At 54.7% G+C, this 25,822-nt stretch carries 37 protein-coding genes; 25 read left to right on the top strand and 12 right to left on the bottom strand.

The window, feature by feature from the left end:
- Positions 1 to 7 precede the first annotated feature (7 nt).
- The 12 genes from ACYVIS_RS19260 to ACYVIS_RS19205 form a co-directional block, all read right to left on the bottom strand.
- Entirely contained in the window at positions 8 to 598 is a 591-nt protein-coding gene (locus ACYVIS_RS19260; RefSeq protein ID WP_460874808.1) for an Lcl C-terminal domain-containing protein, read from the bottom strand.
- Positions 599 to 647: 49 nt separating this feature from the next.
- Positions 648 to 1,205 (bottom strand): Lcl C-terminal domain-containing protein, encoded by a 558-nt coding sequence (locus ACYVIS_RS19255; protein ID WP_460874807.1) that lies wholly within the window; start codon positions 1,203 to 1,205, stop codon positions 648 to 650.
- Between the two features lie 35 nt (positions 1,206 to 1,240).
- Positions 1,241 to 1,675 carry a hypothetical protein gene (locus ACYVIS_RS19250; protein ID WP_460874806.1) on the bottom strand — a complete coding sequence of 145 codons (435 nt, stop codon included), beginning with the start codon at positions 1,673 to 1,675 and terminating at the stop codon, positions 1,241 to 1,243.
- Positions 1,662 to 2,171 (bottom strand): deoxynucleotide monophosphate kinase family protein, encoded by a 510-nt coding sequence (locus ACYVIS_RS19245; protein WP_460874805.1) that lies wholly within the window; start codon positions 2,169 to 2,171, stop codon positions 1,662 to 1,664. Before ACYVIS_RS19245 ends, ACYVIS_RS19250 begins: the two co-directional genes overlap by 14 nt.
- A 116-nt stretch (positions 2,172 to 2,287) precedes the next feature.
- On the bottom strand, positions 2,288 to 2,932 hold the full coding sequence (locus ACYVIS_RS19240; RefSeq protein ID WP_460874804.1) for a VapE domain-containing protein: 645 nt from the start codon (positions 2,930 to 2,932) through the stop codon (positions 2,288 to 2,290).
- Between the two features lie 8 nt (positions 2,933 to 2,940).
- Positions 2,941 to 3,144: a hypothetical protein gene (locus ACYVIS_RS19235; protein WP_460874803.1), complete on the bottom strand. Its 204-nt coding sequence runs from the start codon at positions 3,142 to 3,144 to the stop codon at positions 2,941 to 2,943.
- Positions 3,145 to 3,374: 230 nt separating this feature from the next.
- Positions 3,375 to 3,881 carry an Lcl C-terminal domain-containing protein gene (locus ACYVIS_RS19230; RefSeq protein WP_460874802.1) on the bottom strand — a complete coding sequence of 169 codons (507 nt, stop codon included), beginning with the start codon at positions 3,879 to 3,881 and terminating at the stop codon, positions 3,375 to 3,377.
- A gap of 162 nt (positions 3,882 to 4,043) precedes the next feature.
- The gene (locus tag ACYVIS_RS19225) at positions 4,044 to 4,262 is read right to left on the bottom strand and encodes a hypothetical protein (protein ID WP_460874801.1); all 219 of its coding nucleotides are present in this window, start codon (positions 4,260 to 4,262) and stop codon (positions 4,044 to 4,046) included.
- A 191-nt stretch (positions 4,263 to 4,453) separates the two neighbouring features.
- Positions 4,454 to 4,810 carry a hypothetical protein gene (locus ACYVIS_RS19220; RefSeq protein WP_460874800.1) on the bottom strand — a complete coding sequence of 119 codons (357 nt, stop codon included), beginning with the start codon at positions 4,808 to 4,810 and terminating at the stop codon, positions 4,454 to 4,456.
- 1 nt (position 4,811) lies between these two features.
- Positions 4,812 to 5,483, bottom strand: coding sequence for a BRCT domain-containing protein (locus ACYVIS_RS19215; protein ID WP_460874799.1), 672 nt, complete (start codon positions 5,481 to 5,483; stop codon positions 4,812 to 4,814).
- Positions 5,484 to 5,561: 78 nt separating this feature from the next.
- The gene (locus ACYVIS_RS19210) at positions 5,562 to 5,933 is read right to left on the bottom strand and encodes a hypothetical protein (protein ID WP_460874798.1); all 372 of its coding nucleotides are present in this window, start codon (positions 5,931 to 5,933) and stop codon (positions 5,562 to 5,564) included.
- 361 nt (positions 5,934 to 6,294) lie between these two features.
- Positions 6,295 to 6,492 (bottom strand): hypothetical protein, encoded by a 198-nt coding sequence (locus ACYVIS_RS19205; protein WP_460874797.1) that lies wholly within the window; start codon positions 6,490 to 6,492, stop codon positions 6,295 to 6,297.
- Positions 6,493 to 6,616: 124 nt separating this feature from the next.
- Between ACYVIS_RS19205 and ACYVIS_RS19200 the strand changes: the two genes are divergently transcribed.
- The 25 genes from ACYVIS_RS19200 to ACYVIS_RS19080 all read left to right on the top strand — a co-directional run bounded on the left by ACYVIS_RS19200 (position 6,617) and on the right by ACYVIS_RS19080 (position 25,786).
- Positions 6,617 to 7,114 carry a phage regulatory CII family protein gene (locus ACYVIS_RS19200; protein ID WP_460874796.1) on the top strand — a complete coding sequence of 166 codons (498 nt, stop codon included), beginning with the start codon at positions 6,617 to 6,619 and terminating at the stop codon, positions 7,112 to 7,114.
- A gap of 307 nt (positions 7,115 to 7,421) precedes the next feature.
- A complete protein-coding gene (locus ACYVIS_RS19195; RefSeq protein WP_460874795.1) occupies positions 7,422 to 9,791 on the top strand; it encodes a virulence-associated E family protein in 2,370 nt (789 codons plus the stop codon).
- Positions 9,792 to 10,130: 339 nt separating this feature from the next.
- Complete coding sequence (locus ACYVIS_RS19190) at positions 10,131 to 10,334, top strand: hypothetical protein (RefSeq protein WP_460874794.1); 204 nt, start codon at positions 10,131 to 10,133, stop codon at positions 10,332 to 10,334.
- Positions 10,312 to 10,689, top strand: a complete 378-nt coding sequence (locus tag ACYVIS_RS19185; protein ID WP_460874793.1) for a hypothetical protein — start codon at positions 10,312 to 10,314, stop codon at positions 10,687 to 10,689. Before ACYVIS_RS19190 ends, ACYVIS_RS19185 begins: the two co-directional genes overlap by 23 nt.
- A gap of 292 nt (positions 10,690 to 10,981) precedes the next feature.
- On the top strand, positions 10,982 to 11,350 hold the full coding sequence (locus tag ACYVIS_RS19180; RefSeq protein ID WP_460874792.1) for an HNH endonuclease: 369 nt from the start codon (positions 10,982 to 10,984) through the stop codon (positions 11,348 to 11,350).
- A gap of 86 nt (positions 11,351 to 11,436) precedes the next feature.
- Positions 11,437 to 11,940 (top strand): P27 family phage terminase small subunit, encoded by a 504-nt coding sequence (locus ACYVIS_RS19175; protein WP_460874791.1) that lies wholly within the window; start codon positions 11,437 to 11,439, stop codon positions 11,938 to 11,940.
- Between the two features lie 8 nt (positions 11,941 to 11,948).
- Positions 11,949 to 13,613, top strand: coding sequence for a terminase large subunit (locus tag ACYVIS_RS19170; protein ID WP_460874790.1), 1,665 nt, complete (start codon positions 11,949 to 11,951; stop codon positions 13,611 to 13,613).
- Positions 13,610 to 13,948, top strand: coding sequence for a hypothetical protein (locus ACYVIS_RS19165; RefSeq protein WP_460874789.1), 339 nt, complete (start codon positions 13,610 to 13,612; stop codon positions 13,946 to 13,948). The genes ACYVIS_RS19170 and ACYVIS_RS19165 overlap by 4 nt, the downstream gene beginning before the upstream one ends.
- Before the next feature lie 72 nt (positions 13,949 to 14,020).
- Positions 14,021 to 15,202: a phage portal protein gene (locus ACYVIS_RS19160; protein WP_460874788.1), complete on the top strand. Its 1,182-nt coding sequence runs from the start codon at positions 14,021 to 14,023 to the stop codon at positions 15,200 to 15,202.
- A complete protein-coding gene (locus ACYVIS_RS19155) occupies positions 15,189 to 16,043 on the top strand; it encodes a head maturation protease, ClpP-related (protein WP_460874787.1) in 855 nt (284 codons plus the stop codon). Before ACYVIS_RS19160 ends, ACYVIS_RS19155 begins: the two co-directional genes overlap by 14 nt.
- On the top strand, positions 16,040 to 17,245 hold the full coding sequence (locus ACYVIS_RS19150; RefSeq protein ID WP_460874786.1) for a phage major capsid protein: 1,206 nt from the start codon (positions 16,040 to 16,042) through the stop codon (positions 17,243 to 17,245). Before ACYVIS_RS19155 ends, ACYVIS_RS19150 begins: the two co-directional genes overlap by 4 nt.
- A gap of 49 nt (positions 17,246 to 17,294) precedes the next feature.
- Entirely contained in the window at positions 17,295 to 17,555 is a 261-nt protein-coding gene (locus ACYVIS_RS19145; protein ID WP_460874785.1) for a hypothetical protein, read from the top strand.
- 32 nt (positions 17,556 to 17,587) lie between these two features.
- Positions 17,588 to 18,922: a glycosyltransferase family 9 protein gene (locus ACYVIS_RS19140; RefSeq protein WP_460874782.1), complete on the top strand. Its 1,335-nt coding sequence runs from the start codon at positions 17,588 to 17,590 to the stop codon at positions 18,920 to 18,922.
- Between the two features lie 52 nt (positions 18,923 to 18,974).
- The gene (locus ACYVIS_RS19135; protein WP_460874781.1) at positions 18,975 to 19,460 is read left to right on the top strand and encodes a class I SAM-dependent methyltransferase; all 486 of its coding nucleotides are present in this window, start codon (positions 18,975 to 18,977) and stop codon (positions 19,458 to 19,460) included.
- Positions 19,447 to 19,749, top strand: coding sequence for a head-tail connector protein (locus ACYVIS_RS19130; protein ID WP_460874780.1), 303 nt, complete (start codon positions 19,447 to 19,449; stop codon positions 19,747 to 19,749). The genes ACYVIS_RS19135 and ACYVIS_RS19130 overlap by 14 nt, the downstream gene beginning before the upstream one ends.
- Before the next feature lies 1 nt (position 19,750).
- The gene (locus ACYVIS_RS19125) at positions 19,751 to 20,107 is read left to right on the top strand and encodes a head-tail adaptor protein (RefSeq protein ID WP_460874778.1); all 357 of its coding nucleotides are present in this window, start codon (positions 19,751 to 19,753) and stop codon (positions 20,105 to 20,107) included.
- Positions 20,108 to 20,115: 8 nt separating this feature from the next.
- Complete coding sequence (locus tag ACYVIS_RS19120; RefSeq protein WP_460874776.1) at positions 20,116 to 20,595, top strand: HK97-gp10 family putative phage morphogenesis protein; 480 nt, start codon at positions 20,116 to 20,118, stop codon at positions 20,593 to 20,595.
- On the top strand, positions 20,592 to 20,957 hold the full coding sequence (locus ACYVIS_RS19115; RefSeq protein ID WP_460874775.1) for a DUF3168 domain-containing protein: 366 nt from the start codon (positions 20,592 to 20,594) through the stop codon (positions 20,955 to 20,957). The genes ACYVIS_RS19120 and ACYVIS_RS19115 overlap by 4 nt, the downstream gene beginning before the upstream one ends.
- A 60-nt stretch (positions 20,958 to 21,017) precedes the next feature.
- Positions 21,018 to 21,497, top strand: coding sequence for a phage tail tube protein (locus ACYVIS_RS19110; RefSeq protein WP_460874774.1), 480 nt, complete (start codon positions 21,018 to 21,020; stop codon positions 21,495 to 21,497).
- Positions 21,497 to 21,814, top strand: coding sequence for a hypothetical protein (locus ACYVIS_RS19105; RefSeq protein ID WP_460874773.1), 318 nt, complete (start codon positions 21,497 to 21,499; stop codon positions 21,812 to 21,814). Before ACYVIS_RS19110 ends, ACYVIS_RS19105 begins: the two co-directional genes overlap by 1 nt.
- Before the next feature lie 74 nt (positions 21,815 to 21,888).
- Positions 21,889 to 22,110 (top strand): phage tail assembly protein T, encoded by a 222-nt coding sequence (locus tag ACYVIS_RS19100; RefSeq protein ID WP_460874772.1) that lies wholly within the window; start codon positions 21,889 to 21,891, stop codon positions 22,108 to 22,110.
- 9 nt (positions 22,111 to 22,119) lie between these two features.
- Entirely contained in the window at positions 22,120 to 24,378 is a 2,259-nt protein-coding gene (locus ACYVIS_RS19095) for a phage tail tape measure protein (RefSeq protein ID WP_460874771.1), read from the top strand.
- Positions 24,379 to 24,726 carry a hypothetical protein gene (locus ACYVIS_RS19090; RefSeq protein WP_460874770.1) on the top strand — a complete coding sequence of 116 codons (348 nt, stop codon included), beginning with the start codon at positions 24,379 to 24,381 and terminating at the stop codon, positions 24,724 to 24,726.
- On the top strand, positions 24,726 to 25,199 hold the full coding sequence (locus ACYVIS_RS19085) for a DUF1833 family protein (protein ID WP_460874769.1): 474 nt from the start codon (positions 24,726 to 24,728) through the stop codon (positions 25,197 to 25,199). Before ACYVIS_RS19090 ends, ACYVIS_RS19085 begins: the two co-directional genes overlap by 1 nt.
- A gap of 35 nt (positions 25,200 to 25,234) precedes the next feature.
- Positions 25,235 to 25,786 (top strand): hypothetical protein, encoded by a 552-nt coding sequence (locus ACYVIS_RS19080; RefSeq protein ID WP_460874767.1) that lies wholly within the window; start codon positions 25,235 to 25,237, stop codon positions 25,784 to 25,786.
- The last annotated feature ends 36 nt before the right edge of the window (positions 25,787 to 25,822 follow it).

Here is a 25,822-nt window from a genome sequence, read left to right as displayed (position 1 = left end):
GATTGAATTACTGAATGATTAATCTGCGGACAGCACGCGCCCGGTAGGGGCCGCCCTCGTGGCTGACGTTCTGGCCGCCATTGCCGAAGACCTGGACCCAGGCGAAGCCGGGCGAACACTGGGTAGACGACCAATAACAGCCGTCTCCAAAGAGTTCGGGCACATTCATCCACATCAGCCTTAATTCCCGGCGCGATGGTAGGTAAAAATCCGAATGCCCATCGATCATGAGGTTATGAGCCCAGCGGGCCGCTGGATGATCGTTGCTGTTGATCAGGGCTCGTGTGTTCGCCAAACCATCCCATTCGCTCGCCGCGTCCGGCTCCTCCTTCCCTTGCGAGCCCCAGGCAATTTTGCTCATCTCTGCATGAGAGTGAGTGGGCACGATAAGGGGATAGTCGGGCACGCCGTCGTAGCCACGCATCATTCCTGCGTAAACGCCGCCCTGGCCTTCCCACGGCTTGCCGATTTTTGGTGCGTCTGCCATCGATAAAATGCCAGTGAAAATTGGGCATGGCTGCGTTTCTACCAATTTGAGACAATCGATCGGCGTATCGTCGGGGAATTCCCATCGTGTCACTTGTTTGATTCGGATCATGAACGTTCCTTGGTCCGCTGGCTGCGCCAGCGGCTAAATAATTGAATGATTAAATTTTGAATCTGCGGACAGCACGCGCCCGGCAGGTGTCGTCCTCGTTGTCGACGTTCTGGTCGCCATCGCCGAAGCCCTGGACCCAGGCGCCGCCGGGCGAATACTGGGTACTGGTCACATACCAATCGTCTTCAAACGCCTGTGTGCCGCCCTTTCGAAATTCAGGCACACTCGTCTGTGCGGGATTTGTTTTTGTGTAGGGATAGCCGACCGGAGAGCTGCTGGGGTTATCGCCGTCCCGAAATGTGCAGACGTTCTCATAAGCGGATGGTTTTAAGAAGCGATACATCAATTCGAGCTCATCGCGGCTCGCCAGATACCAATCGCCAAAACCGTCGATTGATAAGGCCAGGATGTTTCTGGCCAGACTGCTGCCGGCCGCAGCCATGGCCTCAGTGTTGGCCAAGCCATCGCAATAACTTTTCGCGCCTGGCACGTCGCTGTAGGTCGAGTTCCATTTGCCTTTGAGTTCGCCCAGGTCTTTTGGCGCAACGACAAGACCATGCGTGTCGTTACCGATGCGAAACATGCCGCTCAGAAAGCCGCCCTCCATTTGCGCGCCAGGCACCAGCGCTAAAGTTGTTGTATTCATACGCTCCTCGTTGAATGTGTAGATAAAACATCGGTTGTCGGGCGCTGCAGCATGCGCAGCTGCATTTGCGCCAAATGCATCCGAGAGACATCGAGCCAAGGCAAAATTCGGTCTATGGCGTTGACGGCGATTCGAATTGGCGCAATTTCATGGTTCTGAGGCACCAGCTTGTGCTGGCACACTTTGGCCTCGATCTGATTCATTGCCGCGGCCCCGCCCGCAATAAGGCGGGCCTCGTGCGACAGCCGGGAATCGTGCTCGATGGTCAATCCGATGACGTTGAAAATCGCGCCAAGTCCATCGAAGGCGTCCTGCCCAGGGTTGGCCTCCAGACAGACCAGCGCGGCATGCATGTGCAATGCAATCTGATCGCGCAGGCCCGTGACGGGAATGCGCACCAGGCGCGGCCTGTATGGTTTACGCGGCTTCATACTGGGCCTCATAGGTTCTGAGGACTTCGTTGGCAAACGACACCATCGAACGATTATTTTTTATCTCGGCGTCGGGATGGATCAAGGCCAACTGAGTCTCAGATTCGTGGGTTGCTGCGGCCATCTCCGCCAAAGTACGTTTAATCATCCAAACTTGGCCGCCCAGGCCGCGCACAAAGTCCGCTTCATTTGCGAAGCGAACGTCGGTGATGACGATGCGCCGAAAGCCGCGTCGCGCCGCTGCATCGATCGATTCATTAGCTTTATCAAGCCAGTAAGTGGGATGTTTTGCACGACGGTATTCCGTGCCCCACCAGCGCATGATTTCGCGCGGTGATCGTGGGGCCGTAACGCTGACGCCCAGTTTGACCATGATTTGCATAAAAACGCCGTCGTTGCAGCGACCGATCGCCAGGTCGGGGGTTTTCTGTTCTTTGGTCGAGACATGAAACAGCCCAGGATCAATACCGAAGGCCTGGACTATTTCGGCGCGCAAGGCATCGGCAAAGGCCAGTCGACAGAACTGGTATGACTGGCATAGCACATCGGCTGCCGTGTCCTTTCCGGCGCCGGCCCGCCCTGCCAGACCGAGAATTCGGTAGGGACCGTGATTCATTTTGCGATCCTTTGAGGAATAGTCAGATTGCTGGGTGTGATTTCATATAGCGCTTGAGAAAATAATTGCTCTCGTATTGCATGAATAAGAGGTAGATCAATCGCCGTGCACCGAACTGGCAAGAAGCGTCGACCTGACGTTAGGTATTTCGCGCCGGCGAAATTATTGCTGGTAGCCGCAAATACAGTTTGGCGCGGGTGGCTGGTTATCCGCGAGGCATAAGGAAGCCGGTACTGATCTCGATCTTGAGTAAGAAAGGCTTTCATGAGCATTGCGTCCGACTGCGACAACGAATCGATTTCTGTAATTTCGTGAATCCACGAACCGCTGATCGACATAAATGCGTCTTTACTGCTCAAATCCAGCGGCGCATCAGAAAACCAAGGCCCTGCTAATGCGCGTAATGCGCTGGACTTTCCAAGGCCTTGAGGGCCGTCCAGGACCAGCACATAGTCAGCCTTGCTGCCAGGCCTGATTAATCGGTTGACGGCCTGGTGTATCCAGAGTCCGCCTACTTGTTGCGTATAGGCCGTATTTGCAACACCCAGACAGACCGTGAGCCAAGTGCTCAAACGATCGACTCCATCCCATTGCAGGGACTCCAGCCATCGGTATGCTTCTTTAAGTTGATCTTGTTCCATGACTTCTCTTAATCAATGTCGCCCGCCGCTCGCCGCTTGTGATCGATGGCGGCTGGGCGAGGTTTAAAGGTTTGGCGGCTGGCAATAGCCAACGCCGTGTTGGTCAGCGCAATCGCCAGCGCAGGTGACTGCAAGGCTGCAGCCAGGCACACGGTCAGCCGCGAGGCATGCAATGCCTCGAGCAACTGGGCTTCAGTGACGTGGCTGCGCATGTTCAGAACCCTGCTGCCGCAGCCATGCAAACCACCAGATATGCCGCACCCAAAACGCAAGCAGATACCAATAGGTCGCGCGGCGTCAGCGGTCGATCCGTTGTCTTGTTCGACCATTCGCCCTGGATGCCGGCGCCGGCGGTGTGGCGATTTGAAATATGGTTTGAATGCATGGCGAACCTCGATTCAATATGAGAAAGATCGACGGCACAGCCGTCGAAATGACTGAATTACTGAATGATTGATCTGCGGACAGCACGCGCCCGGCAGGTGCTGCCCTTGCCGGTGATGAGCTGGTTGCCATAGCCGAAGGTCTGGATCCAGGCGTCGTCGGGCGAGTACTGGGTACTGGTCAAATACCAGGCACCTTTGAACAAATGCGGGACGTTGGCCCAGCACAGGGCGCTTTCACGTTGGGCGGCCAGGTACCAGTCCGAGTGCCCGTTTATCGTGAGCGCCGCAATTTGTTCGGCGGCAGGATGCGCAATCTTGGAGGCGACCAACTCGCGGGTGTTGGCCAGGCCATCCCATTTGGAATTGGCGATCGCTTCCTTCTTGCCATAACCGCCCCACTCCACGCTGGCGATTTCAGTCTCGATATCGGAGGTAAATAGGCAGTAGAGCAAGCCGGTATCGCCGCGCATGATGCCGGCCAGGGAACCGCCCTCCTCTGCGCAAAATTCGCCTGGCGCGCAGGGCAGGATGATTTCGGATTGGGTGGGGGTGATTAGGGTCAAGGCGTTCTCCATCTTGTAGTCGGTGTGTGGCCGAGTTGGTCGTTCGATGGAGATATACTAGCGCCGCGCTAATCTATTTGTCAATAGCGGGGCGCTAATTAATTTTTAATCAGACAAAAAATAACCTGCGCAAGCAGGTCTGTTGCTAGGCTATGGTTAGCCTTATTTTTGTCGTTCTCTCAAAGCAATATAGGTTTGCAGCCTCAGTACACTATCTAAAATTTGCCGTACGGCTTGCTTTTCTAGGTCAAAATCAATCTCTGTTAGCGGCTTTTGGACATACCGATCCGCGCCTTCCGTAATGCCTATTCCCAGACACAGCATTGGCTTCCCGGTGGGACTCGGCGGGCGGTCATGCTTCTTTTTAATATGTTTCGACATACAGGTCTCCCAATACAATTCCTTCTGTAGCTTAATATTGCACTGTATATTTATACAGTGCAAGAATAAAAATGCCAACAGATTCGACCGAGTTCAGCGTAAAGCCAGAAATGACGCCGGTTTTGCTGAGAGATTGGGATTTGCCCTAGTTTGCCGATAAGAAAATGGAGCGTATGGGAAATTCAGAGATTTTAGTATTTCGTTTTATCTTGCGTAAATGTAACCATGGTCTCAAAACGCCGGCAAAATAGTTGTCGTTCCTCGGCCGTATCGATGTCAAGATCTTCCTTTCTAAGGCCTTGCCACATTGCCAGGTAGCGTAGCGTTCCATATTTATGTTTGTTCTTGGTGGTTGTTCCGACGCCACCTTTCCATGGCAGCGGAACCAATTCGTCGGCCATAGCGGCTTCGGCGACTTCTGGCTCATCCAGTGCCATCTGTCGCCCACGCTCCCAACATGCAATCAAGCCGTTGTCTTCAGCCAACCAAAGTTCCTGCGTTGAAAGACCTTCTCGAATTGAAGTCGCTATTGTTCTGAATATATGCATATCATCCTGCTAAACGTTCATACCAAGATTGTTCGCTGACAATGTGCAACGGAGTTCCTGAGTTTCGGTATTCGATTGCTTTGTTAATCTTCAACCCATAAGTGGAATGCAGCCAATCTCGACTTCCTATCTCACCAATGACGAGATAGTTGAGCTTCTTGGTAATCCCCGATGCTGAGATTCCGCCGCGTAGCTGGACCTGCTCCTCGCACCAAGTACGAGTGCCACTATTGAATTTCCCTGTAAAACAAAAACTGTGGTGTTCAAATTCGATGACAGGAACGGGTTTGCATAAGGGCAATGTGGAGCTATTGCTATGCTGCCCATGCAAAGGGGCTGTATTGCCACCCACCGCAGCGAGGAGCAGTTCCATTATTTCTTTTTCCTCATCGGCATCCATATGCCCATCAGACAAAGCGTCTGAAATTCGCGGGTAAAGAACGTTGGCCGGCCAAACATCGGCGGCCCCCTTATTTGTAGTCATCCAGCCATATAGGAATTCGACCTCTTCTTGACAAATGGCTCCGTCTGCCAATACTCCTTTTACCAATCCTATAAGCTCATCAATCTGTCGCTCTGCCACCGCCTCGGACCGAAATGCGAGAACACGCGGCTGCCCGTTGGCATCGCGCATGGAATCGGACTTTGTGAAATTATCGGAAAACCACCCCATAAAATCTCCTTACAAAACCACATCAAACTAAATTTCTGTTACTCAATAAGGGAAATGCGCCATAAATTCCATCCAAAACTATATGTTCAGATTTAGTTTTTTCGCTATTACCTGAAGAGCGGCTTCCAAGCGAATTATGTCTTCACGATCTAATGCCAGAATCCGACTTTTCTGAATCACCGAAAATGGCCATGCCTCATTCGAAAGATCCGGGTCGGTATCCATCCAGCCGACCTCTTTGTTGCGCGCAATCTCTAGCTCTCTCGCAAGCGGCGACCCCATTTGTTTCGGTTTTCCTGTTTTGCTGCCCAGCGATTGATTTAGTATTTGGCTATAAGTTGAATCCCGGTCAATCTTGCCCGTGGCTCTATTCAGGTCAGCCGCCCTTCCGCCCACTTCATTAATGAGCATTTTTAAACGGATGCGGCGTACTTCTTCGACAGTTTTCATAAGTAGCAATTAGACAGCGCAGAGCTAATCATCTGGCATAGCGCGGCGCTATTGACTTTATGCATAGCGCCGCGCTAATATTGCCGTATGAAGCTAACAGACCTCTACCAATCGCTTGACTCAAATGACCGCAAACTCCTCGCGCATAAAGCGGGGGTAGATGCCGGATATCTATGGCAGATCGCCACGCGATGGCGCGGGAAAAAGCCTAGTCTTGACGTTATTCAGCGCCTTGTTTTTGCGGATTCGCGCTTGACGACTGCCGAGCTTGTTTCCGAATTCACGTCCGATTCGCAAGAGATCACTCATGTATAGCTTACGGGTGGTAATCTTTAATCTTGCGACATTAGGATTGGCCTCTCTAATGCAGCGTGGTAGCGCCAGCATCATCCAGGCCGTGTTCATGGTTCCAGAGCAGGCGGCGGTAAACGCCCAGCACATGCTCTCGGCCCGGTCTCTCAAACGTATGGCGAGCCAGTTCCTTCGCCTGCTCCAGCAGACATTCAATTTCTTCCTCGGTCATGGCGGCAGTGTCCTCGACGAGTGTCATCATTTCCATTGTGGCTTCCCGAATTCGTGTTTGTACGGATTGACGTCATCGTATGCCGCCACGCAAACCTCCGAAACCCTGAAATCAACGAAATTTCAGGGTTGCACTTTATTTCCGATTTAGGGTAGGCGCCATGACGAGCCGATATTCTGGCGCCGATTGGCGCGACGTCCTCTACAACAGCATTCGGGCGACGCCTGGAGGCCTGGCCGATGCGGCCCAGTTTCTCACCGTGCGCCGCGGCAAAACCATCCACCCGGAGACGCTGCGCACTCGATTACGGCATGTCGACGGTGAGTCGATTTCGCTGGAAATGGTCGAACTACTGACCGAATGGATGCAGGAAAAAGTCCAGGCCCAGGCGCTTGAGTGGCTCGACGCACTGAACGCGCAATATGGTCGAATCATTGCCACTCAACCGGCCGATGAGACAGATGCATCCTCGATTCAGGCGAAGGCCTTATCTATCGCGCGCCAAGTCGGCGCATTGGCGGGAACGGTAGCTGATGCCGAGGCTGATATGGTGATCACGCCACGCGAAGCCGATGATATTGCCGCGTTGTGTCGTGATTTGATGCGCATGGCGGCGGCACTCATGGCGTCTTCGTTGGCCGCAGCGAGGCCAAAATGACGGCATGCTACGACCCAATAGAGCGTCGCGCCGGCCGGCCGTTGGGCGATGTATCTGCGGCGATATTGGAATCTTTGGCTCGGTCCGACAAGACGACCCGCGAATTGGCCGTGGATCTCCAATGCAGCTATGCCGCAGCAAAAGACTCTTGTCGACGCTTGCGCGACTCCGGCCGTATTGAGATCGTGGCTCGAATTCCTGTTGCCGGGGTAAATAAACGAGTGGCTAAATTTGGACTTGTTGCCGGGCCATCGTTGAGAATCGTTGGGAGTACTTTACCGACCGCATTTTTTGAGGCACGGTGAGCATGGCCGAAAAGCTCGATTTCAAGGCAATAGCCGACGCCGCCCTAAGCCGCTCCGAAACACTCGTGCCAGACTGGCTACCCAATGGCGTCCGGGATGGCCACGAGTGGCGCTGCGGAAGCATAAAGGGCGAGGCAGGCCGGTCACTGGGCGTGAATCTCGTAACCGGACAATGGGCTGATTTTTCCTCCGATGGCGATCGCGGCGGCGACCTGGTGTCGTTGTATGCGGCGATCTTCACGGGAGGTGAACAAGGCAAGGCCGCCCGAGAGCTTGGCATCCAGCTCGGGTTTATAGCGGGGGCCGTGTCGGCGGCGGCCGCGCCCCGCCCTGTCGAATCTCCCTCGAAACGACCTAAAACCACCTGGATACCCGTTTTACCCATACCAGAAGGTGCGGGCCCGGCGCCGGTGGCGCATCCGGTGCGCGGCCACGCTGAAGCCCGGTGGGATTATCACGATATGTCTGGCCAGTTGCTGGGCCATATTTATCGATTCAAAACGTCCGATGGCGGCAAGGAAATCATCCCGTGTTGCTGGGCACGCGACAGTAAATCGGGCCGTTGCGAGTGGCGATGGTTATCCTTTCCCGATCCCCGACCGCTCTATGGCGTAGAGCATTTCAGCAACAAAGAATACGTGCTGGTGGTCGAAGGTGAGAAATGTGTCGATGCGGCCCGGGCGGCGATGAGTGACTGGTTCGATGTGGTGTCCTGGCCGGGCGGCGGCAAGGCCGTCAAAAAGGCTGACTGGGCGCCGCTTGCGGGCCGCAAGGTCATCATCTGGCCTGATTGCGACTCGAAGACCGACAAGGAGACGCACGAGCTGCTGCCCGAACAGGCCGGGCCTGGCCGGCAAGGTCAACCCGGCATTAAGGCGGCAGAAGACATTGCAGCAATTCTCCTGGGTTTGGGGTGTCAGGTGCGCATCGTTATGGTACCGACACCAGGCACCGTCTTGGACGGGTGGGATGTGGCGGATGCTCTTGCTGAGGGTAAAACCGGCGAAGAGCTCAAAACCTGGGTTTTTAAAAGTTTGCGGGACTCGATTCACGCGAACAACCCTATGGCGACGCCAGCGGCAGAAGCGACTTCATCCCCTGCGCCCGCTGCCGCAGGGCCCTTCTGGAAATCGTTCTTGATCCAAAAGCCCGGCGGCGGCTATGCAGACTGCAAGGAAAATGTCGCGATTGCCCTGGCCGAACATCCCGAACTGAAGGGGCTCGTGGGCTATAACGAGTTTTCCGGACGTATTGAAAAGCTGCGCACGCCGCCCTGGGTGTCGCCCGCCGGCGAATGGACCGCCGAGGATGACCTGGAGCTCAGCATGTGGTTGGGCGTCACGGGCCGGCTGCTGTTTAAAAGCACCAGCACCATCGGTGAAGGTGTGCGGTTGATCGCCAGTCGCCATAAATTCCATCCTGTGCTGGCCTGGCTCGAGTCGCTGGCATGGGATGGTGAAGATCGCCGCTCAATTTGGCTGCGGGATTGCCTGGGCGTTAACGATTCGGCATACAGCCGCCTGGTGGGGTCACTCTGGTTGCGTCAGGCCGTCAATCGGATCATCAACCCGGGCTGCAAAGGCGACTATGTGTTGATTCTCGAAGGTGTTCAGGGTCTGATGAAATCGAGCGCGCTGCGTGTCCTGGGCGGCGAATGGTTTTCCGATGCGCCGCTCGATCTGAACAGCAAAGATGTGTTCATGTCGATATTGGGCACCTGGATCTATGAAATAGCCGAACTCGACGCATTCAATCGATCCGAGTCCACGCGCATCAAAGCGTTTCTCTCCCAGGCACAGGACCGCTATCGACCGCCCTACGGAAGCCGTACCGTCACGCAGCTGCGCCAGACGGTGTTCGCTGCCACGACCAATAATTACGAATACCACAAAGACCCGACGGGTAACCGGCGATTCTGGTCGGTGCTCTGCACAAAAGTGAATCTCAAACTCATTGCGGAGATCCGAGATCAGCTTTTTGCGCAGGCCATGCATGAAGTGCTGGCCGGCGAGCAGGTCTACCCGACACGCGAACAGGAAGCCACGCTCATTGTGCCGGAACAGCAAATGCGGGAGTTGGTCGACCCCTGGCACGAAACCGTGGCTCAATGGCTCGATGAGCCGGTTCAGGCCGTCGCCAAGCACTTTACCTCCGCACAGATTCTGACCGGTGCCATCAAAATGGAACTGGCCAAGATTGATGGCCAGCGATCAGCCACTACGCGCATCGGCTCGATCATGACGCGCTTGGGTTGGCATAAGGGCCGACAGGCAACCGGCCATCGACTTTATTACTACGAACGCCCTGAAGCGCAAGAACCTGCGCCCAGCGGCAGCACTGTATCGGTGGAGCATGAAACGCTGCCGATATAACACTCTCATGGGTCAAAAGCCCGTCAATCTGTCGCACTTCCAGGGATGGGTAGCGATGACACGCGCACGTGTGTTTTCGTCTAACCCGAAAAGGTTGGACGGCAGGTTAGACGGCCAAGACCCGCGTAAACATTGGCCTCGTCTAACCTCCTAACCTTTTTGCCACTTTTCACATGCGCACATGCGCCCGCGTGCGCGTGTACGTACATGCCCAACACCACACTACTAAATTTTAAGTTTCATTTATTGATAAATAGGTTAGGAGGTTAGACGGAATGAGCATCCATGCGGTTCTCAGCCGTCTAACCTGCCGTCTAACCTATTTTTGAGGTTAGACGGATGAGTAAGAGCTTACGAAACGACATGCCCGGAACTGCCGCCTTTATTGATGCAATGCGCCAGGCCTTCGGTAGCGAGATGATCGATGCCCAAATCCGCAAGGGGCTGAAGGGCGAAACTACGTTTTATGCACGTGAGAACGGACACGAGCTGGGCACGCCCTGGATAAAGGAAAAGAAACATGCAGCGCATCAAGTGGATTGATCAACGACTGGAAGGCTGGGCATTATGGCGGCTGGCCAGCGACGGCTATACGAGCCCAAGCTTTGAATATATCGAGGGTTCAACCATCCGCCATAACTTTATTGAGATCAGTGCGGCCATGGAGGCAGACGCCATGATGATCGACCAGGCCATCGCTGCCCTACCTAATGACCTCAGCACTGTGGTCGTGGCCTTTTACACTTGGGGCGGCGGTGTCTCGCAGATCACCGAGAAGCTGGCAGTGACTCGTGCAACCGTACATCGTCGCCTTTGTCATGCCGATATTCGCATTGCTTCATGGCTCGATGCGCAAAAGCTGTTGCGTGAATCGCGGCACCGCGAACGAATTGTTTAAAAATAATTTCGCGCTTTATACCAAACAGGGCAAAATACGGTAAATTCCAGCGGTCGTTGTGACTCGCTACTGCAACACCACCCTGTTCTCCTCCGCTGCGCCACATCGCAGCTTCTCGGCCCACCCTGCATCGTTGCTTGGTGGGCCGAGTTATTTCAGATTTAAGGCGACCTCATGTTTGGCATTTTGATTGGGCTGGCTTTGGGTATTGGTCTATGCGAGATCGCCGGCCGTCATATTGGCGGCTATTCCGTCGTGTTCGACATCCGGGATTACGTCAAGCAGTGGTGATATGAGCCAATCCGCGCCGAAACCGTGCACACATTCGGGCTGCTGTGCTTTGGTGTACGACGGTGCCGGTGGTTGTGCCAAGCATCGGCCCGTCGCATGGTCGGTCAAGCGTCCAGTTGAGACCAAGCGCATCACGGGCCGCAAACTGCAGCGCCTACGCGAAGAACTCTTCGCGCAGGAGCCACTGTGCGTCGCATGTATCAAGGCTGGCCGTATCCGGTTGGCGACTCAGCGTGATCACATTGTGCCTCTCTTTGAGGGTGGCGCGGACGATGAGAGCAACACGCAAGGGCTGTGCGACGATTGCCACGACGTCAAGAGCCAGGCCGAGCGGCTCCGCGCTCAAGGCAGGGGTGGGCAAAAAGTCTGAAATATTTGGCCTGGAAACCGGCCGCTCAGTGTTCTTTCGCGTAGGTAAAGTTTTTAAATAGGGGGGGGGTCAACCTCCCATAAACCATGGCATCACATCTTCAACTTCTGCCAGCAGTCACGGGCAAGGACGGGGAAGTTGCGCCTGCCGCCTCGGTTATCCCGAGCGAAATCCCTGCTGCTGAGACCCGGCTATCAGCCAAAGAGCGCAAGGTGTGGGACCACGTCACTGCGGCTCTATTGGATTACGGACTGATTCACCGTACCGATGCCATGATGCTCACGGTGATCTGCAGGACGTTCGTTCGTTGGGCCGAGGCCGAAGAAGCGCTAAATGTCTTCGCAAAAAAGAATGATGGCTCCTATGTGGTCAAGACGCCGAACGGGTACGAGCAGCCGCATCAACTGTTTTATGTGGCACGTACCCTGAAGAAAGAATTGTTGCAGTGGTTGCCTGAGGCCGCGCTCACCATTCCTTCGTTTCAGAAGACGGTCAGCGCCCTGGACGCGCCCGAACAAGGATCGCTCTTTGATGATCCAGTGGAAGCACACCGCCGTCGCAAAGTCGCCATCGGCTTGCGCGAAGTGTAGTTATTGCTGTGACCGCCTTTGATTGGGAGGCATACGGCCGTGGTGTGATAGCCGGCGAAATATCGGTTTGTCGCTGGACCAAGCTGGCAGTGGAACGGCACTACCGCGATCTGCAGGTCGGGCATTTGCGCGGCCTGCGGTTTTCGGATGCGCACGCCCAACACGCGCTCGAATCATTTTTGTTTTTGCGCCACTCCAAGGGCGAGTGGGCGGGCCAGCAGTTTGTCCTGTCGCCCTGGCAGCAGTTTTGGATTGCGCTGGCCTTCGGATGGCTGCGCGAAGATGGCACTCGCCGGTTCCGGGAGGTTTGGGAAGAAGTTCCGCGCAAGAACGGTAAAAGCACGAAGCTCGCCGGGATCGGGTTGTACCTGTTTGAATTTGACGGTGAGGGCGGCGCCGAGGTCTATACGGCCGCCACGAAGATGGAACAGGCGAAGATCACTCATGCCGAAGCTGTGCGCATGGTGCAGTCCTCACCGCATCTGCGCCGGCACATCGGCATACGGTTAAACGAGCTTTTCAACCCTCGCCCAGGCCGCGCCGACAAGTTCGTGCCTCTGGGCCGGGACTCGAAAAGCCTTGACGGCTTAAACCCGCACGGCGCCATCCTGGATGAGGTGCATGCTCACCCGACAGCGGAGATTTATGACGTCATCAAGTCGGGTTTGGGGGCACGTCGCCAGCCCATGGTCTGGCAGATCACAACGGCCGGCTTTGATCTTTCGTCGTTTGGCTATGCGCAACACGAGTATGCAGAAAAGGTACTCGAGGGAATTTTCGATGATGACGAGTTTCTGGCCATCATCTACACGGTGGACGATCCGGCCCAGTGGGATGACCCGATTGAGTGGGCCAAGGCCAATCCTAACCTAGGCGTGTCGGTCTATGTGGAAAACCTGCAAAGCGCCGCGGATAAGGCTCGACGGCAGCGCAGCGAGTTACCAAACTTTCAGACCAAGCGGCTCAATATATGGCTGCGTGGCGGGTCCAAGTGGATTCCGGTGGAAGATTGGAAAGCTCGAGGCAACGCCCGGCTTCGCCTGGAAGATTTTGCTGGGGAGCCCTGCTGGATTGGCCTGGACTTGGCTGAAAAGAAGGATATCGCTGCGCTGTGTATTGTGTTCAAGCGCCGCGGAAAGTATTACGTGTTCTTCAAACTCTATCACAACGAAGATCAGGCGCACGCGCCAGAAAATCGGCATTTTTACAACTGGGAACAATCGCAGCACTTGATCGTGACACCCGGCAACGCCACGGATTTTGATGTGATACGCCAGGATCTCGTGCAGCTGCGGGACGCGCATGAAATCAAGGAAGTCATGTTCGATCCGAAATTCGCTGCGTATTTTGCGGCGAAACTGGCCGAAGACGATGGGTTGTTGATGGTGGAGATGCCGCAAACATCCAGCCGGTTCACCTTGCCGATCATTGAGATTGAAAACCTGGTGCTGACTGAAAACATCGAGCATGACGATAACCCAGCGGTGGCCTGGATGATCAGCAATGTGGTCATGCGCGAATCGAAGTTCTCGGGCTTGCGCCACCCGACGAAAGAAAAGCCGGAAAACAAGATCGATGCGCCAATTGCATTAATTATGGCCATGGGCCGCGCGCTGAACGAAGAGCCCGATGACGGCTTTGATAACTTTATTTTGGATCCAATCATCGCATGAACGAAATTACCGTACTGGCTGCCATGCAGAAACTGGATCTTCAGCCCGGCGACACCGTTGTACTCAGTGTAAGCAATCTCATCAATGAGGAACAACGTCGCGTTATCAATGATTTTGCAGCCCGCACATTTCCTGACAACCAAGTTGTGATTTTAGGTTCCGAAATACAAATTGGCACCATGGGTTCGGACGATCGGCTGACGCGCCTGGAGGCCAAACTCGATGTATTGCTGGCTGCGTTCGGCGCGCCGGCCGAGGATGACGAACAGATCGACGTAACGACATTCGACGGCGAATATGCGGGCTGTCCACGCGACAGATCCTCGACGCTCTAAGGCAAAGACATACGGATGAAATCCTATAAAAAGCCAGGCCGAGTTAAATCCGCATTGCTTGGGTGGCTTGGTGTGCCCATCGGCTTGCTGAGCGACGGATTCTGGGCGCAGTTCGGCTCAACCGAGGCTGGCCAGCAAGTGAATGAAAAGACGATCTTGCAGCTTTCGGCGGTATGGTCCTGCGCCAGACTCATCTCCGAAACAATTTCAACGCTACCGCTCGGTCTGTATGAACGTACGACCAATGGTCGCCGTCTTGCTACGCAACATCCGCTGTATACCTTAATCCACTCCAGGCCGAACGCAACCTCCACCGCCACGGTTTATTGGGAGGCCAAGATTGTGTCAATGTTGTTGCGCGGCAATGGCATGGCGGAAAAGAAAATGATCGGCAATCGATTGGTGGCACTGGAATTTCTTTACCCGGGCCGGCTCTTCATTACTCGAAACTCGCAGGGCAATAGGCAGTTTCGCTACACCGAAATGAATGGAAAACAGCGGGAAATTCCTGAGTCGAATATTTTTCGGATACCAGGGTTTACGACAGATGGAAACTGGGGGCTATCGGCAGTTGAATATGGCGCGAAGGTATTCGGGTCCGCACTGGCCGCCAGCAATGCATCAAACAGCACTTTTGAACATGGCTTATCGCCAACGGTAGCCTTCACCATTGACCGCTCGATCAAACCTGAGCAGCGAGAGGATTTTCGCAAGGCCGTGGAAAAGATCAGCGGCGCCATAAATGCCGGGAAGTCGCCTGTGCTTGAGGCGGGCATGGATGCCAAGACGATCGGCATCAACCCCAAGGATGCTCAGCTTCTGGAATCACGCGGATTTAGCGTCGAGGAAATCTGCCGATGGTTTCGAGTTCCGCCGCATATGGTGGGCCATACCGGTAATTCGACCAGCTGGGGCACGGGCATTGAGCAGCAAATGATTGGCTTTCTGACGTTTACCTTACGTCCGTGGCTCACCCGGATTGAGCAGGCCATCAATAAGGATTTACTAAGCCCTATAGAGCAACTGCGGTATTACGCCGAATTCAGCATCGAAGGCTTGCTGCGCGCCGACAGCGCGGCACGGGGCGAGTTTTATTCAAAGATGGTGAATAACGGAATCTTCACTCGCGACGAGGTCCGCGAAATGGAAAACCGCGAACGCCGCGGCGGCAATGCCGATGTGTTGACCGTGCAAACTGCTCTGGCGCCCATCGATCAAATCGGAACACAAAAGGCCAACAATGCAAACCAATGAAATCAAAACGCGGGTCAGCTACGACCTTTCGCCCAGGGCCTTGGAGCGCTGGAATCCAGGCATTCATGCAGCCATAGATGATGAAAACACCATCAGTGTGCTGGATGTGATTGGTGTCGATTACTGGACAGGCGACGGCGTTACTGCCAAGCGCGTGGCTGGGGCTTTGCGCACGATGGGCGATAAAGATGTGACCGTGAACGTCAACAGTCCGGGCGGTGACATGTTTGAGGGCCTGGCAATCTATAACCTGCTACGTGAACACAAAGGAAAAGTCACGGTGAAGGTACTGGGTATTGCCGCCTCAGCCGCATCGATTATCGCTATGGCTGGCGACGAAGTGCAAATTGCCCGCGCCGGATTTTTGATGATCCATAACGCCTGGGTCGTCGCTGCCGGCAATAGAAACGAATTACGCGAAGTGGCGGACTGGCTCGAGCCGTTCGATACAGCCATGGCCGATATCTACGCGACGCGCACCGGCGACTCACAAGAAGACATGGCCGCACTCATGGACAAGGAGAGCTGGATTGCCGGCAGCGCAGCGATCGATCAAGGCTTTGCTGACGCGCTACTCAGTCAGGATGCGGTGCAAACCGACGCTTCTGCCAAGAATGCCGCTTTCGCCGCGCGGAAATTCGATATAGCGCTGGCCAAGTCTGGCATGCCGCGCACCGAACGCAAGCAATTACTCGATGAAATCAAGTCCAGTGTGCGTGACGCCACTGGCAGCGGTACGCCTGGCGCTACCGGACGCAGCACGCCTCGCGCTGCTGACACTGACCCGGCAACGGGTATCGCTGCAGTACTTTCCAGCCAACTATTAGGAGTGCTCAAATGAGCCAACTTGAACAAGAATACAAGCAGGTCCAGGCCGATCTAAAAACGGTCAGCGACAATCTAAAGGCGTACGCCGAGCAATCAAAGGCTGAAATTCAGAATCACGCCAAACTGTCTGAAGAAACCAAGGCTTCGGTCGACAAGCTGCTCGTGCAACAGGGCGAACTCCAGGCGCGTCTGCAGGCGGCAGAACAGTTGATGGTCAAACTGGAGTCCGGCGGCGGCAATGCCGCGCCGAAATCCATGGGCCAGGCCTTTATCGAAAGCGACGGCTTCGAAGCATTTGCCTTGCGCGCCGCAAGCGGTGGGAAAGGTAGCTTTTCGGTGCCCATCAAAGCGGCAATCACGAGCTCCGGTACGTCCGCGGGCGATTTAATCGTGCCCCAGCGCATCGGCATGGTAATGCCCGTGCAGCAACGTCTTTTTATTCGCGATCTACTTAACTGGGGTCGCACGGGCTCAAGCAGTATTGAGTACGTACGGGAAACAGGCTTTACCAATAATGCCGATGTCGTGTCAGAAAACCCGACGAACCCGAAGCCCGAATCCGATATCACCTTCGAACTCGACACGGATCCGGTGGCCACGATTGCTCATTGGGTACGCGCCTCGCGCCAAGTACTTTCGGATGCCGCGATGCTGGCCAGCTATATTGACGGTCGTCTTCGGTATGGACTCAAACTCAAGGAAGAAGCACAGTTGCTCAAAGGTTCGGGCGTTGGGCTGAACTTGAACGGTATTTACACCCAAGCCAGCGCCTACGCAAACCCAGGCGTAACGGTTCAAGCGGAAACCGCTATCGACCGTCTTCGTTTGGCTATGTTGCAAGTCACCTTGGCCGAATTCGATGCGGACGGCATTGTGTTGAGCCCCATTGACTGGGCTGCGATCGAACTGACCAAGACCACAGACAACCAATATCTGTTTGCGACTCCTCGGGGCCTGGCCGTTCCAGGTCTGTGGGGCCGTCCGGTTGTTCCGACCAAGGCCATGACAGCGAGCGACTTCCTGGTAGGAGCCTTTCAGCAGGGTGCGCAGGGATGGGACCGTGAAGATGTGTCGGTCACTGTTTCGACCGAGGATCGCGACAATTTCGTGAAAAACATGGTCACGATCTTGTGCGAAGAGCGTGTCGGGCTTTCTGTGTTCCGTCCCGAGTCGTTCGTCAAGGGCGACTTCGACGGTCTGCCGGCGTCGGTGTAACCCTAAATAGCAAGGGTCATCGACCCTTGCTATTGTCAAGGTAGGTAGCATGGTATCAGTAACGGCCCTGCATGGGTTCGATCATTACGGCCAAATCAAACGCGGTCAATGCTTTGAGGTGAGCGAAACTCACGCCAAAGCATTGGAACGCTCCGGTTTGGTTTCACGTAATTTGGGGCTCGATGACCCCAGCCAGGCCGCTGGCACACTGTTGTCTGCATTGCCAGCGGCCCAAGCCTTACCGCAGACGATTGTGAAACTGTCAGATACTGGCGGCAGGAGAAAGAAGGTCGCGGCGTTATTGTTGTAAATACGAGCTTTCGTCTGGCGCCTTGGGCTGACGTGCTCTATGCCATGGATGCCGTTTGGTGGAAACATTATCTTGTCGAGGTACAGCAGACCTTCAAAGGTGAAATGTGGTCAACAGGAAAGCATTGTCCGGATGTGACCAAAGCTCGCTTCATGACCTATCAGAATTCGGGTGCCGGCGCGATCGCACTGGCCGCCCATCTGGGCGCGAAGCGCATTATGTTGTTGGGCTATGACTGTCAGAAAACCAATGGCCAATCTCATTGGCATGGTGATCATCCCCGTGGTTTGGGTAATGCCGGATCGGTTGATAAATGGCCGGCTCAGTTTCGACAGGTAGGTCAGGACTTGAGCGGTATAGAGATCGTTAATTGCAGTCGGGCCACCGCATTGACCGTGTTTCCGACTGCGGCGCTCGATGATGTGTTGATGCACCACCGCCCCGCTCTTTTCATTGAGGGCATGCACGGTCTGGGAGACAACCTTCATCAACGATCGGTGATTCGCCAGTTGTCGCAATCTCACGATATTTGGCTTGAAACACCTTGGCCGTGCCTGTATTACGACTTAGATGTACATGTGGTCAGCAAAGGCTCGAAACTTCGCACACAGGCGAAAAACGCTGCGCGTGAAGCCAGTAAGTTTGAAAGTGGTGTTCCACGTGAAGCTCGGCGCCTGACTGTGTCTTATCCGCCCGAGTATGTGCGTCAGCATGGCTCGGTGTTAGGGGCCATGTCGGCCAAGTGTGGCGTGCCGGTTGGTGATTTTTCGCTATCGATTCCGCATGAGTGGCAGACCCGCGCTCAGCAATGGATTGATCGTTGGAACCCAGATAAGCCCATTCTCATCTATCGGCCACTGGTGGAGCGTGCGGAATGGGGAGGTTGTCGAAATCGCAATCCCGACCATACTGCGTACGCAACGCTGTTTGAATCAATCCGAGACCGTTTTTTTGTGGTAAGCGTGGCCGACCTGCAACCTAAGAAGGAATGGGCAGTCGGCCATATGGTAAACGCTGACGTAACGCTGCATTCGGGTGAGCTGGATATCGAGGTGCTGGCCGCGCTGGTGCAGCGCGCGGCTCTAGTCTTTACGTCGCCTGGCTTTGCGGTAATTCTGGCGCAATCTGTGGGGACCGCTTCTGTTGTAGTGTTTGGTGGCTATGAGTCGAGCGCCTCATTTTCGGCTGGCGCGGCCCTGGCTCCCTACCTGGGTATTGACCCGATTGCGCCTTGTCAATGTTTCAGCCATACCCATCGATGTGTCAAAAAGATCGACCTTACACGGGCCGAGCAACGATTACTGGAGTTTGTAGATGTTCATATCGAGAAATCGAGAGTCGGTGCACCTGGCACCGCGCAGGTATAACCTGGGTGGTCTGCCCTCGCGCTACTTTAACCCGGGGGAACTAGGCGTACTGATGCACCTGATCGAATCAGTGTCTGCAAAAACTGTGATTGAGTTCGGCGTGAACAATGGTCGTACAGCCGTTGCTATCCTGCGTAACGTGCCGACGGTTTCGCGATATGTCGGCATCGATGTCGAGGCTGGTTATCAAACTCTCATGCCGGTTCAGCGTCGTGAGGTGCCGGCGCGGCCCGGCGAGATGGCCCTGTCCGACCCGCGTTTTGAGCTGATCGTGCGCAAAAATGGCAGTTTCGATCTTGTTCCAGAAGATCTGCCGCACGCTGATGCCGTGTTCATCGATGCCGATCACAGTCGACGTGGCGTTGAAAACGACTACGCATTGGCCAAGGCCGCAATTCGACCTGGCGGCATCATCATTTTTCATGATGACAATGGCCTGCCGGTGGTGGAAGTCACGCAAACACTCAATGACCTGGTGGCGGCGGCCGCCGACATCAAGCACGTTGCAGGCACTTGGATATCTTATGAGCGTTATTGATCTCACTGTGGCCAAGAATTTCTTGGACATTATCCATTCAGCCGATGACGCCAAGCTCCAGGTCCTGCTCGATGGTGCCGAGGACGAAGCCGTCCAGTTTATGAATCGCGCCAACCTGATCGAGTGGGATAGTGAGTCCAGTAGCGAAGACCCGGTACCTGGCAGCGTCATAGTGGGCATCCTATTGTTGTTACAGGCCACCTATCAGGCCACGCCTGACGATGCGGACAAATTGCGTCGTGCGGCCGAGGTAAAGCTCATGCCACATCGCCTTTGCCTGGGTGTTTGACATGTTGGCCCATCGACTGCGCCATCGCGTGATCATCCAGGAGCAGGTCAATGCTCAAGATCCGACCACCGGCGCCATCGCGCTGACTTGGCAAAACGTGTGGCTTGATTCCAATACGGAACTTGTCGATGTGCCCGCGGAAGTGTTGACCGGGCCAGGCAAGGAATTAAATCAATCGGGTACCGTGCAGGCCGAAGTCGCTGCTCGAATCACGTTGCGATGGTTCCCGGGCCTAATGCAATCCATGCGTATTTTGTGGGATGGGCAGATTTTCAATATCGGCAGTATCGAAACGGACATTACTGCCCGACGCGAATATCGGCTGCGGTGTATTTCTGGGGTCAGCGACGGACAATGAAAGTTGAAATGAATATTTCTGGCCTGAGTGGCGTGCTGGCTACACTACAGAGCCTGCCGGCTGAGGTTGTCTCAAAGCGCGGCGGGCCGGTAAAGCTAGCCTTGGCTAAGGGCGCCCGATTGATTCGCGACGAAGCGATAAAAAACCTGAAGACGCAAATCGCCGTCAATGGCGATCAGTCGACCGGATTGCTGGAAAAGAATGTAATCGCCAGTCGTGGCAAAGCCATTTTTGGAGAAAACGGCGAGCGATACTTGGTGCGCGTGCGGCGAAAAACCTACCCAGATCGCAATACCGGCAAACCTGTAACCACTCGCAAAACCGCCAGTCTGCTGGAATACGGATCTATTCACCAGCCCGCCACACCCTGGATGCGCCCAGCCGTCGTTAATAAAGGAGCCGAAGCCATCGATGTCATCAGCAAGGATCTGATACGCCGCCTGGACCTTGTCGTCAAGAAGCTTGCGGCTCAAAATCAGACAAAATGATGCTGCCTCTCGTATTTCCAATTCTAAATGTGTCTGCGATCACGGCTCTGATCGGATCAAGCCCTGTACGCATCTATCGACACGGCACAGCTCCTCAGGATGTTGCCAAACCATATATAACGTGGTTCGTGGTCGCTGACCAGCCCTATAACCAATTAAGCAGTTCGCCTTGCGGCGACTTTGATAGCGTCCAGATCGACGCCTGGAGCGAATCGGACACGGAGATCGAAACCCTTGGCGCTGCCATACGTATGGCCCTGGATGCTGCAGGGCTGACCAATCACATCGTGATCGATGGTCGCGACCCCGACACGAAGCTTTACCGGATCAGTCAAGAAGCTGATTTCATCTCAAACAGATAGATTTTTCTCAACCGTTTTATCTGCCCGCCTTCGAGCGGGCTTTTTTTTGGAGTCACGACCATGCCTGTAGTGAAAACCCAAGGGACCAAGCTGTACTTGGCCGCCGGCAGCCCGATTGCCGTTATGACACTCACCTGCCCTACCGGCATTCAAGGCCTGGGCGGCGCTCGAGATCAGATCGATTCGACCTGCCTGGACAACATCGACGACAAAACCTTCGAGGGCGGCCTGGGTAATCCTGGCCAGGTCACTGTGCCGTTCAACTTTCATCCGAATGCGGCGGACCAACAAGAGCTCTTTGATCTGAAGACTTCAGGGGACAAAATTTCCTGGCTCATCGGCTTCTCGGACGGTATCACGGCCCCCACGCTCGATAGCAACGATGCCCTGCAAGCACCGCCAGCGGCCGACCGCACAAGCGCCCTCTTTACGGCGTACGTGGCAGACGTAGCCATCGATATCGCCACCAACGATATCGTCAAAGGTACCCTGACGCTGCAGCGCTCGGGCTCCGTGGCCTGGACCTGGAAGACCGCATAATGCTCGACGACTCCTTATTCGTGTCCGCGACAGTCCATGAGCGCGAAGTAGACCTTCCCGACGGCAAGAAGCATACGCTCTACTTCAAAGAGCTGCCCGCCGTCGAGTTTCGCAAATTCGGCCTGGCTGAAAAATCTGAAGACGAGGTGCGCCAATCCGAGGCTATTTTCCGACTTGTGGCGGCGAGTTTGTGTGAGCCCGACGGCGCCCCTGCCTTGACCTTTGAAAAGGCGCTCACTCTCAAGGGTCCTGTGCTCAACGCTCTTACCAAGATCATTTTGGAAATCAATGGATCGGGCAAACAGGGAAACGCATAAAGGGCGAGACATGGTTCTGGCATGTCTTGGCCCTGGCGCTGGGCGGGCGAACCATTGAGCAATGGCAAGCCTCAATGACACAAGCCGAGTTTCTGCGTTGGCAGGAATTTTATCTGCAGGAACCTTTCGACGATTTACATCGCTTCCATCGGCCCGCCGCGCTTATCGCCACCAGACTGGCAGGCGGCTCGATCAGCGACATGCTGGACTTTTTGCAACCCTCGGAATCGGATAGTGAGTTTTCAGATGCGGATCTCGCGACCTTTAAAGCGTTTGGTGTCAAACCTCCTCGATAGAGTATCTCAATGAGCACAACTGCTGGATCTATCGTCGTCGACCTGCTAATGAAAACAGGTAGCTTCGAGACCGATTCCAAGCGCGCCGAAAAAGCGCTAAGCGATCTGTCCAAAAAAGCTGTCATTGCCGGCGCCGCCATCGGTACCGCGCTGGCCGGCGCCGGCGTAGCGTTGGCCGTCCTGGTCAAGCAATCTATCGACGCCATGGACGATATGAGCAAATTGGCTCAGTCCACCGGTACATCGGTGGAAGCCCTCACAGGCCTGGCCTATGCCGCCGATCTGGCGGGCGTGAATCATGAGCAGCTCGGTGTGGCGCTGACCAGGCTCACGAAAAACATGAGCGATGCCGCCATGGGCACGGGCGATGCCGTGAAAGGCTTCGCCGCCATGGGGATCAGCGTCAACGACGCCAGTGGCAAGCTCAAAAATAGCGACACCATTTTGGGCGAAGTCGCTGATAAATTCGCAAGCTATAAGGATGGCGCAGAAAAAACAGCGCTGGCGGTCAACCTTTTCGGCAAGGCCGGCGCGCAGCTCATCCCATTACTCAATGGCGGTGCCGATGGTCTGGCCCAGCTGAGAGATGAAGCCGCGAAATACGGTGTGGTATTGGGCACCGATGTCGCCCGCTCGGCTGAAGACTTCAACGATAATCTGTCGCGCCTACATACAATGTTTCAGGGCGGCATTGATCAAATCTCCACCGAAGTATTGCCCACGCTCAATAAGTACGCGCAGTTTATGGTTTCAGCCGCCGAAAATACCGGCACCTTGGCTGAATCGGTGCATTCGCTGGCTCAGGATATCAGTCTACAAAGCTGGTTAAACAGCGTGGGCGAAACGTTTGCCGCCACAGTCGACGAAATCGTCTTGATGATCAATACAGTGGACACTGCCGCGAACAGCTTCAAAGCAGTGTTTGCAGATATTAAAGTGGCTATTGCGCAAAGCGCTGTCGACAAAACAGGGCTTGTTGGCATGTTCGACCCAGAGCTTCAGAAAAAACAGCTCGCCGAGTTGGCCGCGGTTGTGGCCGAGCGTGACAAAATTGTCGAGAATTCGAACAAAAAACTTGCCAATCTGATGGGAGGTAATCTCCATCAGTATCAAAATCTCTGGCAGGCTGGCGTTATTGGCGATGATGGCTTAGCATTTGATCCAGTCAAATTCGCCAACGGCACGGGTAAGGGCAACGCCGCACCTACCATCAAGGCGGATGCCAGCGGCACAAAAGAAAAGCTCGATGATGGCGATCGTTATATCAAGCAGATGCAAAGCCAGATCGATCTCATCAGCACGCAAACCGAAACCGAAAAGCTCCTGCAGAAAATCAGCGCTGGCACGCTAACCTTCAAGACGCAAACGGAGCAGGACTACGCTATTGCGCTGGCGTCCTCGGTGGATTTCATCAAAGAGGCCACCCAGGCTGAAGCCGATCGCAAGAAAGAGGCAGAAGCGTTTTCCAAGCTCATGGATACGCTGTATCCGGACAACGCCAAGGGCGAAGAGTTCATTCAGCAGATGAGCGTGCTGATCAACGCCTTTGATGACGGATCATTGAGTGCCGAAGGTTATGCCGATGCGGTATCTCGGCTCGAAAAGACCTTTGCCAGCAAAACGGATTCGATGGGTGAGTTTGCCAAGCAGGCCGCCAAAAACATCCAGTCAAGTCTGGGCGACAGTCTCTACGATGCATTGAAAGGCAATTTTGACGATATTGGCACAGCTTTTGAAGATATGCTGCTAAAGATGGCGGCCAACCTAGCGGCCAGTCAGTTATCGAGTGCGCTACTTGGCGATTTTGACAAAACCGGAAACATCGGTGGCATCGTTGGGAAGCTCTTTTCTGGATCAGGCGCCGGCGCAATTAGCACGATCGACCCTATCGCCACCGTCGATACGATGCTTGGCGGGTTTGACCTTGGCGGCTACACCGGTTCGGGTGGCAAGCTTACGCCAGCGGGAATTGTTCACAAGGGCGAAGTTGTTTTCAGTCAGGACGATGTGCGCCGAAATGGCGGCGTATCTCGAGTAGAGGCAATGCGTTTGCGTGGCTACGCGGGCGGCGGCGTGGTGGGCAGTGCCGCACCCATGGGCGGCATGAATGTGAAGGTAAACCTCACAAATAATTCGAGCCAGCCCCTTGCGGCGCAGCAGGCAACTCCACGATTCGATGCCGATGGCATGGTAATAGATATTGTGCTCAAAGACATCAATCGAAATGGCCGGCTTGGCCAACAGTTGCGTGCCATGGGAGCTGTGTAAATGACAACCTTCCCTTCCTACGCCAAAGTTCTGTTGCCCGGTTATGGTGAAACACCCGACTTTGGTGTGCTGCGCACGGATATGGATGGCGGATTGGCCAAGCAGCGCCCGCGATGGTCAAAAGCCATCGTTACGCGCGATGCTAATGTCATGGTCAAAAAGCTCGCCGATAAATTGTTGTTTGACGCTTGGTTTGAAGCGGATCTCAATGGCGGTGCCGGCTGGTTCGATTGGGCCGACCCGTTGGACAGCGTGACGAAGCAGACTCGCATTGTGAGTGGTAAGCTGAAATGGAGCAGCCCGGGCATTGTATGGTTGGCGGCCGTGCAGTTGGAGACCGTAGGCTAATGCGCACCTACACTTCTGCGGCCCGGCGTAATCTATTGGCCACCAGCGCTGATGAGCCGTTTCTCGTCATGCTCGAAATCACGCATGCCGATCTGGCCCAGCCGGTGCGTGTGGTAAACGATACGCAGAACCTGACATCCAATGGCAATGAATTTATCGCTTGCGCGTTTCAGGTGACTTTGCCTGATGATGTCGATGGCCAGATTCCGCAAGCGCAGTTATCAATCGATAACATTGGGCGCGAGCTGACCCAGTGGCTCGAGTATAGCCGCGGCGGCCAGGGCGCGAAATGTCGGATCATTCAGGTCATGCGCAGCGCGCCGGACCTGCACGAGTTTGACATGACGCTGGATCTGACCAATCTGAACATCAATAACCTGACCGTGACGGGTACGCTGGGCTTTGTGAATACGTTAGGCCAGGTCGGCACCGTCACGACATTCAATCCGACCACCAATCCGGGCAACTGGTAGAATTTATTTCTTAATAAAAGTTACAAGGAGAAATAATGAGGGTTCTAATTGTCGCTACTGCTGCGCTGTTGTTGGCTGGGTGCTCCACCTATTCAACCAGTAGGTATTCGATTTCAGCAGATAACGTGGTCGCCTTGCGCTCACTGAAAAATACGCCGGTGCAAGTCGGTCAATTTACATCAACTGTCAAAGACAGCAGGAAAGGCACGGATCTTCAGGAGATTATGTGTCGCGGAGTAGGCCCCATAAAAACGCCAGATGGAGAATCGTTCGCGAATTACATCAGGAAGGCTTTGATCGATGAAATGAAAATTGCTGAAGTCTACTCAACATCATCTCCGGTGACCATCAGCGGAAATCTAGATTCCATCAATTTTTCATCGAACGGCGGCCACTGGGACGCGGCGTTGACATTGAAATCATCCAATGGGAAAACTATGGTTCTCAATGAGACATATCCTTACCAAACCAGTTTCTATGGAGAAACGGCTTGCAATCAAACAGCACAGGCCTTTATGCCAGCGATTCAGGACCTGGTAGGAAAAGCCGTCAAATCTCCGGAGTTCGCGACTTTAATGTCGCATTGAAAAAAATATCATTGTATTAAGGCCGCCTCCGGGCGG

This window comes from Paralcaligenes ginsengisoli, from assembly GCF_054781135.1.
This window is presented reverse-complemented; position numbering and strand designations above follow the sequence as displayed.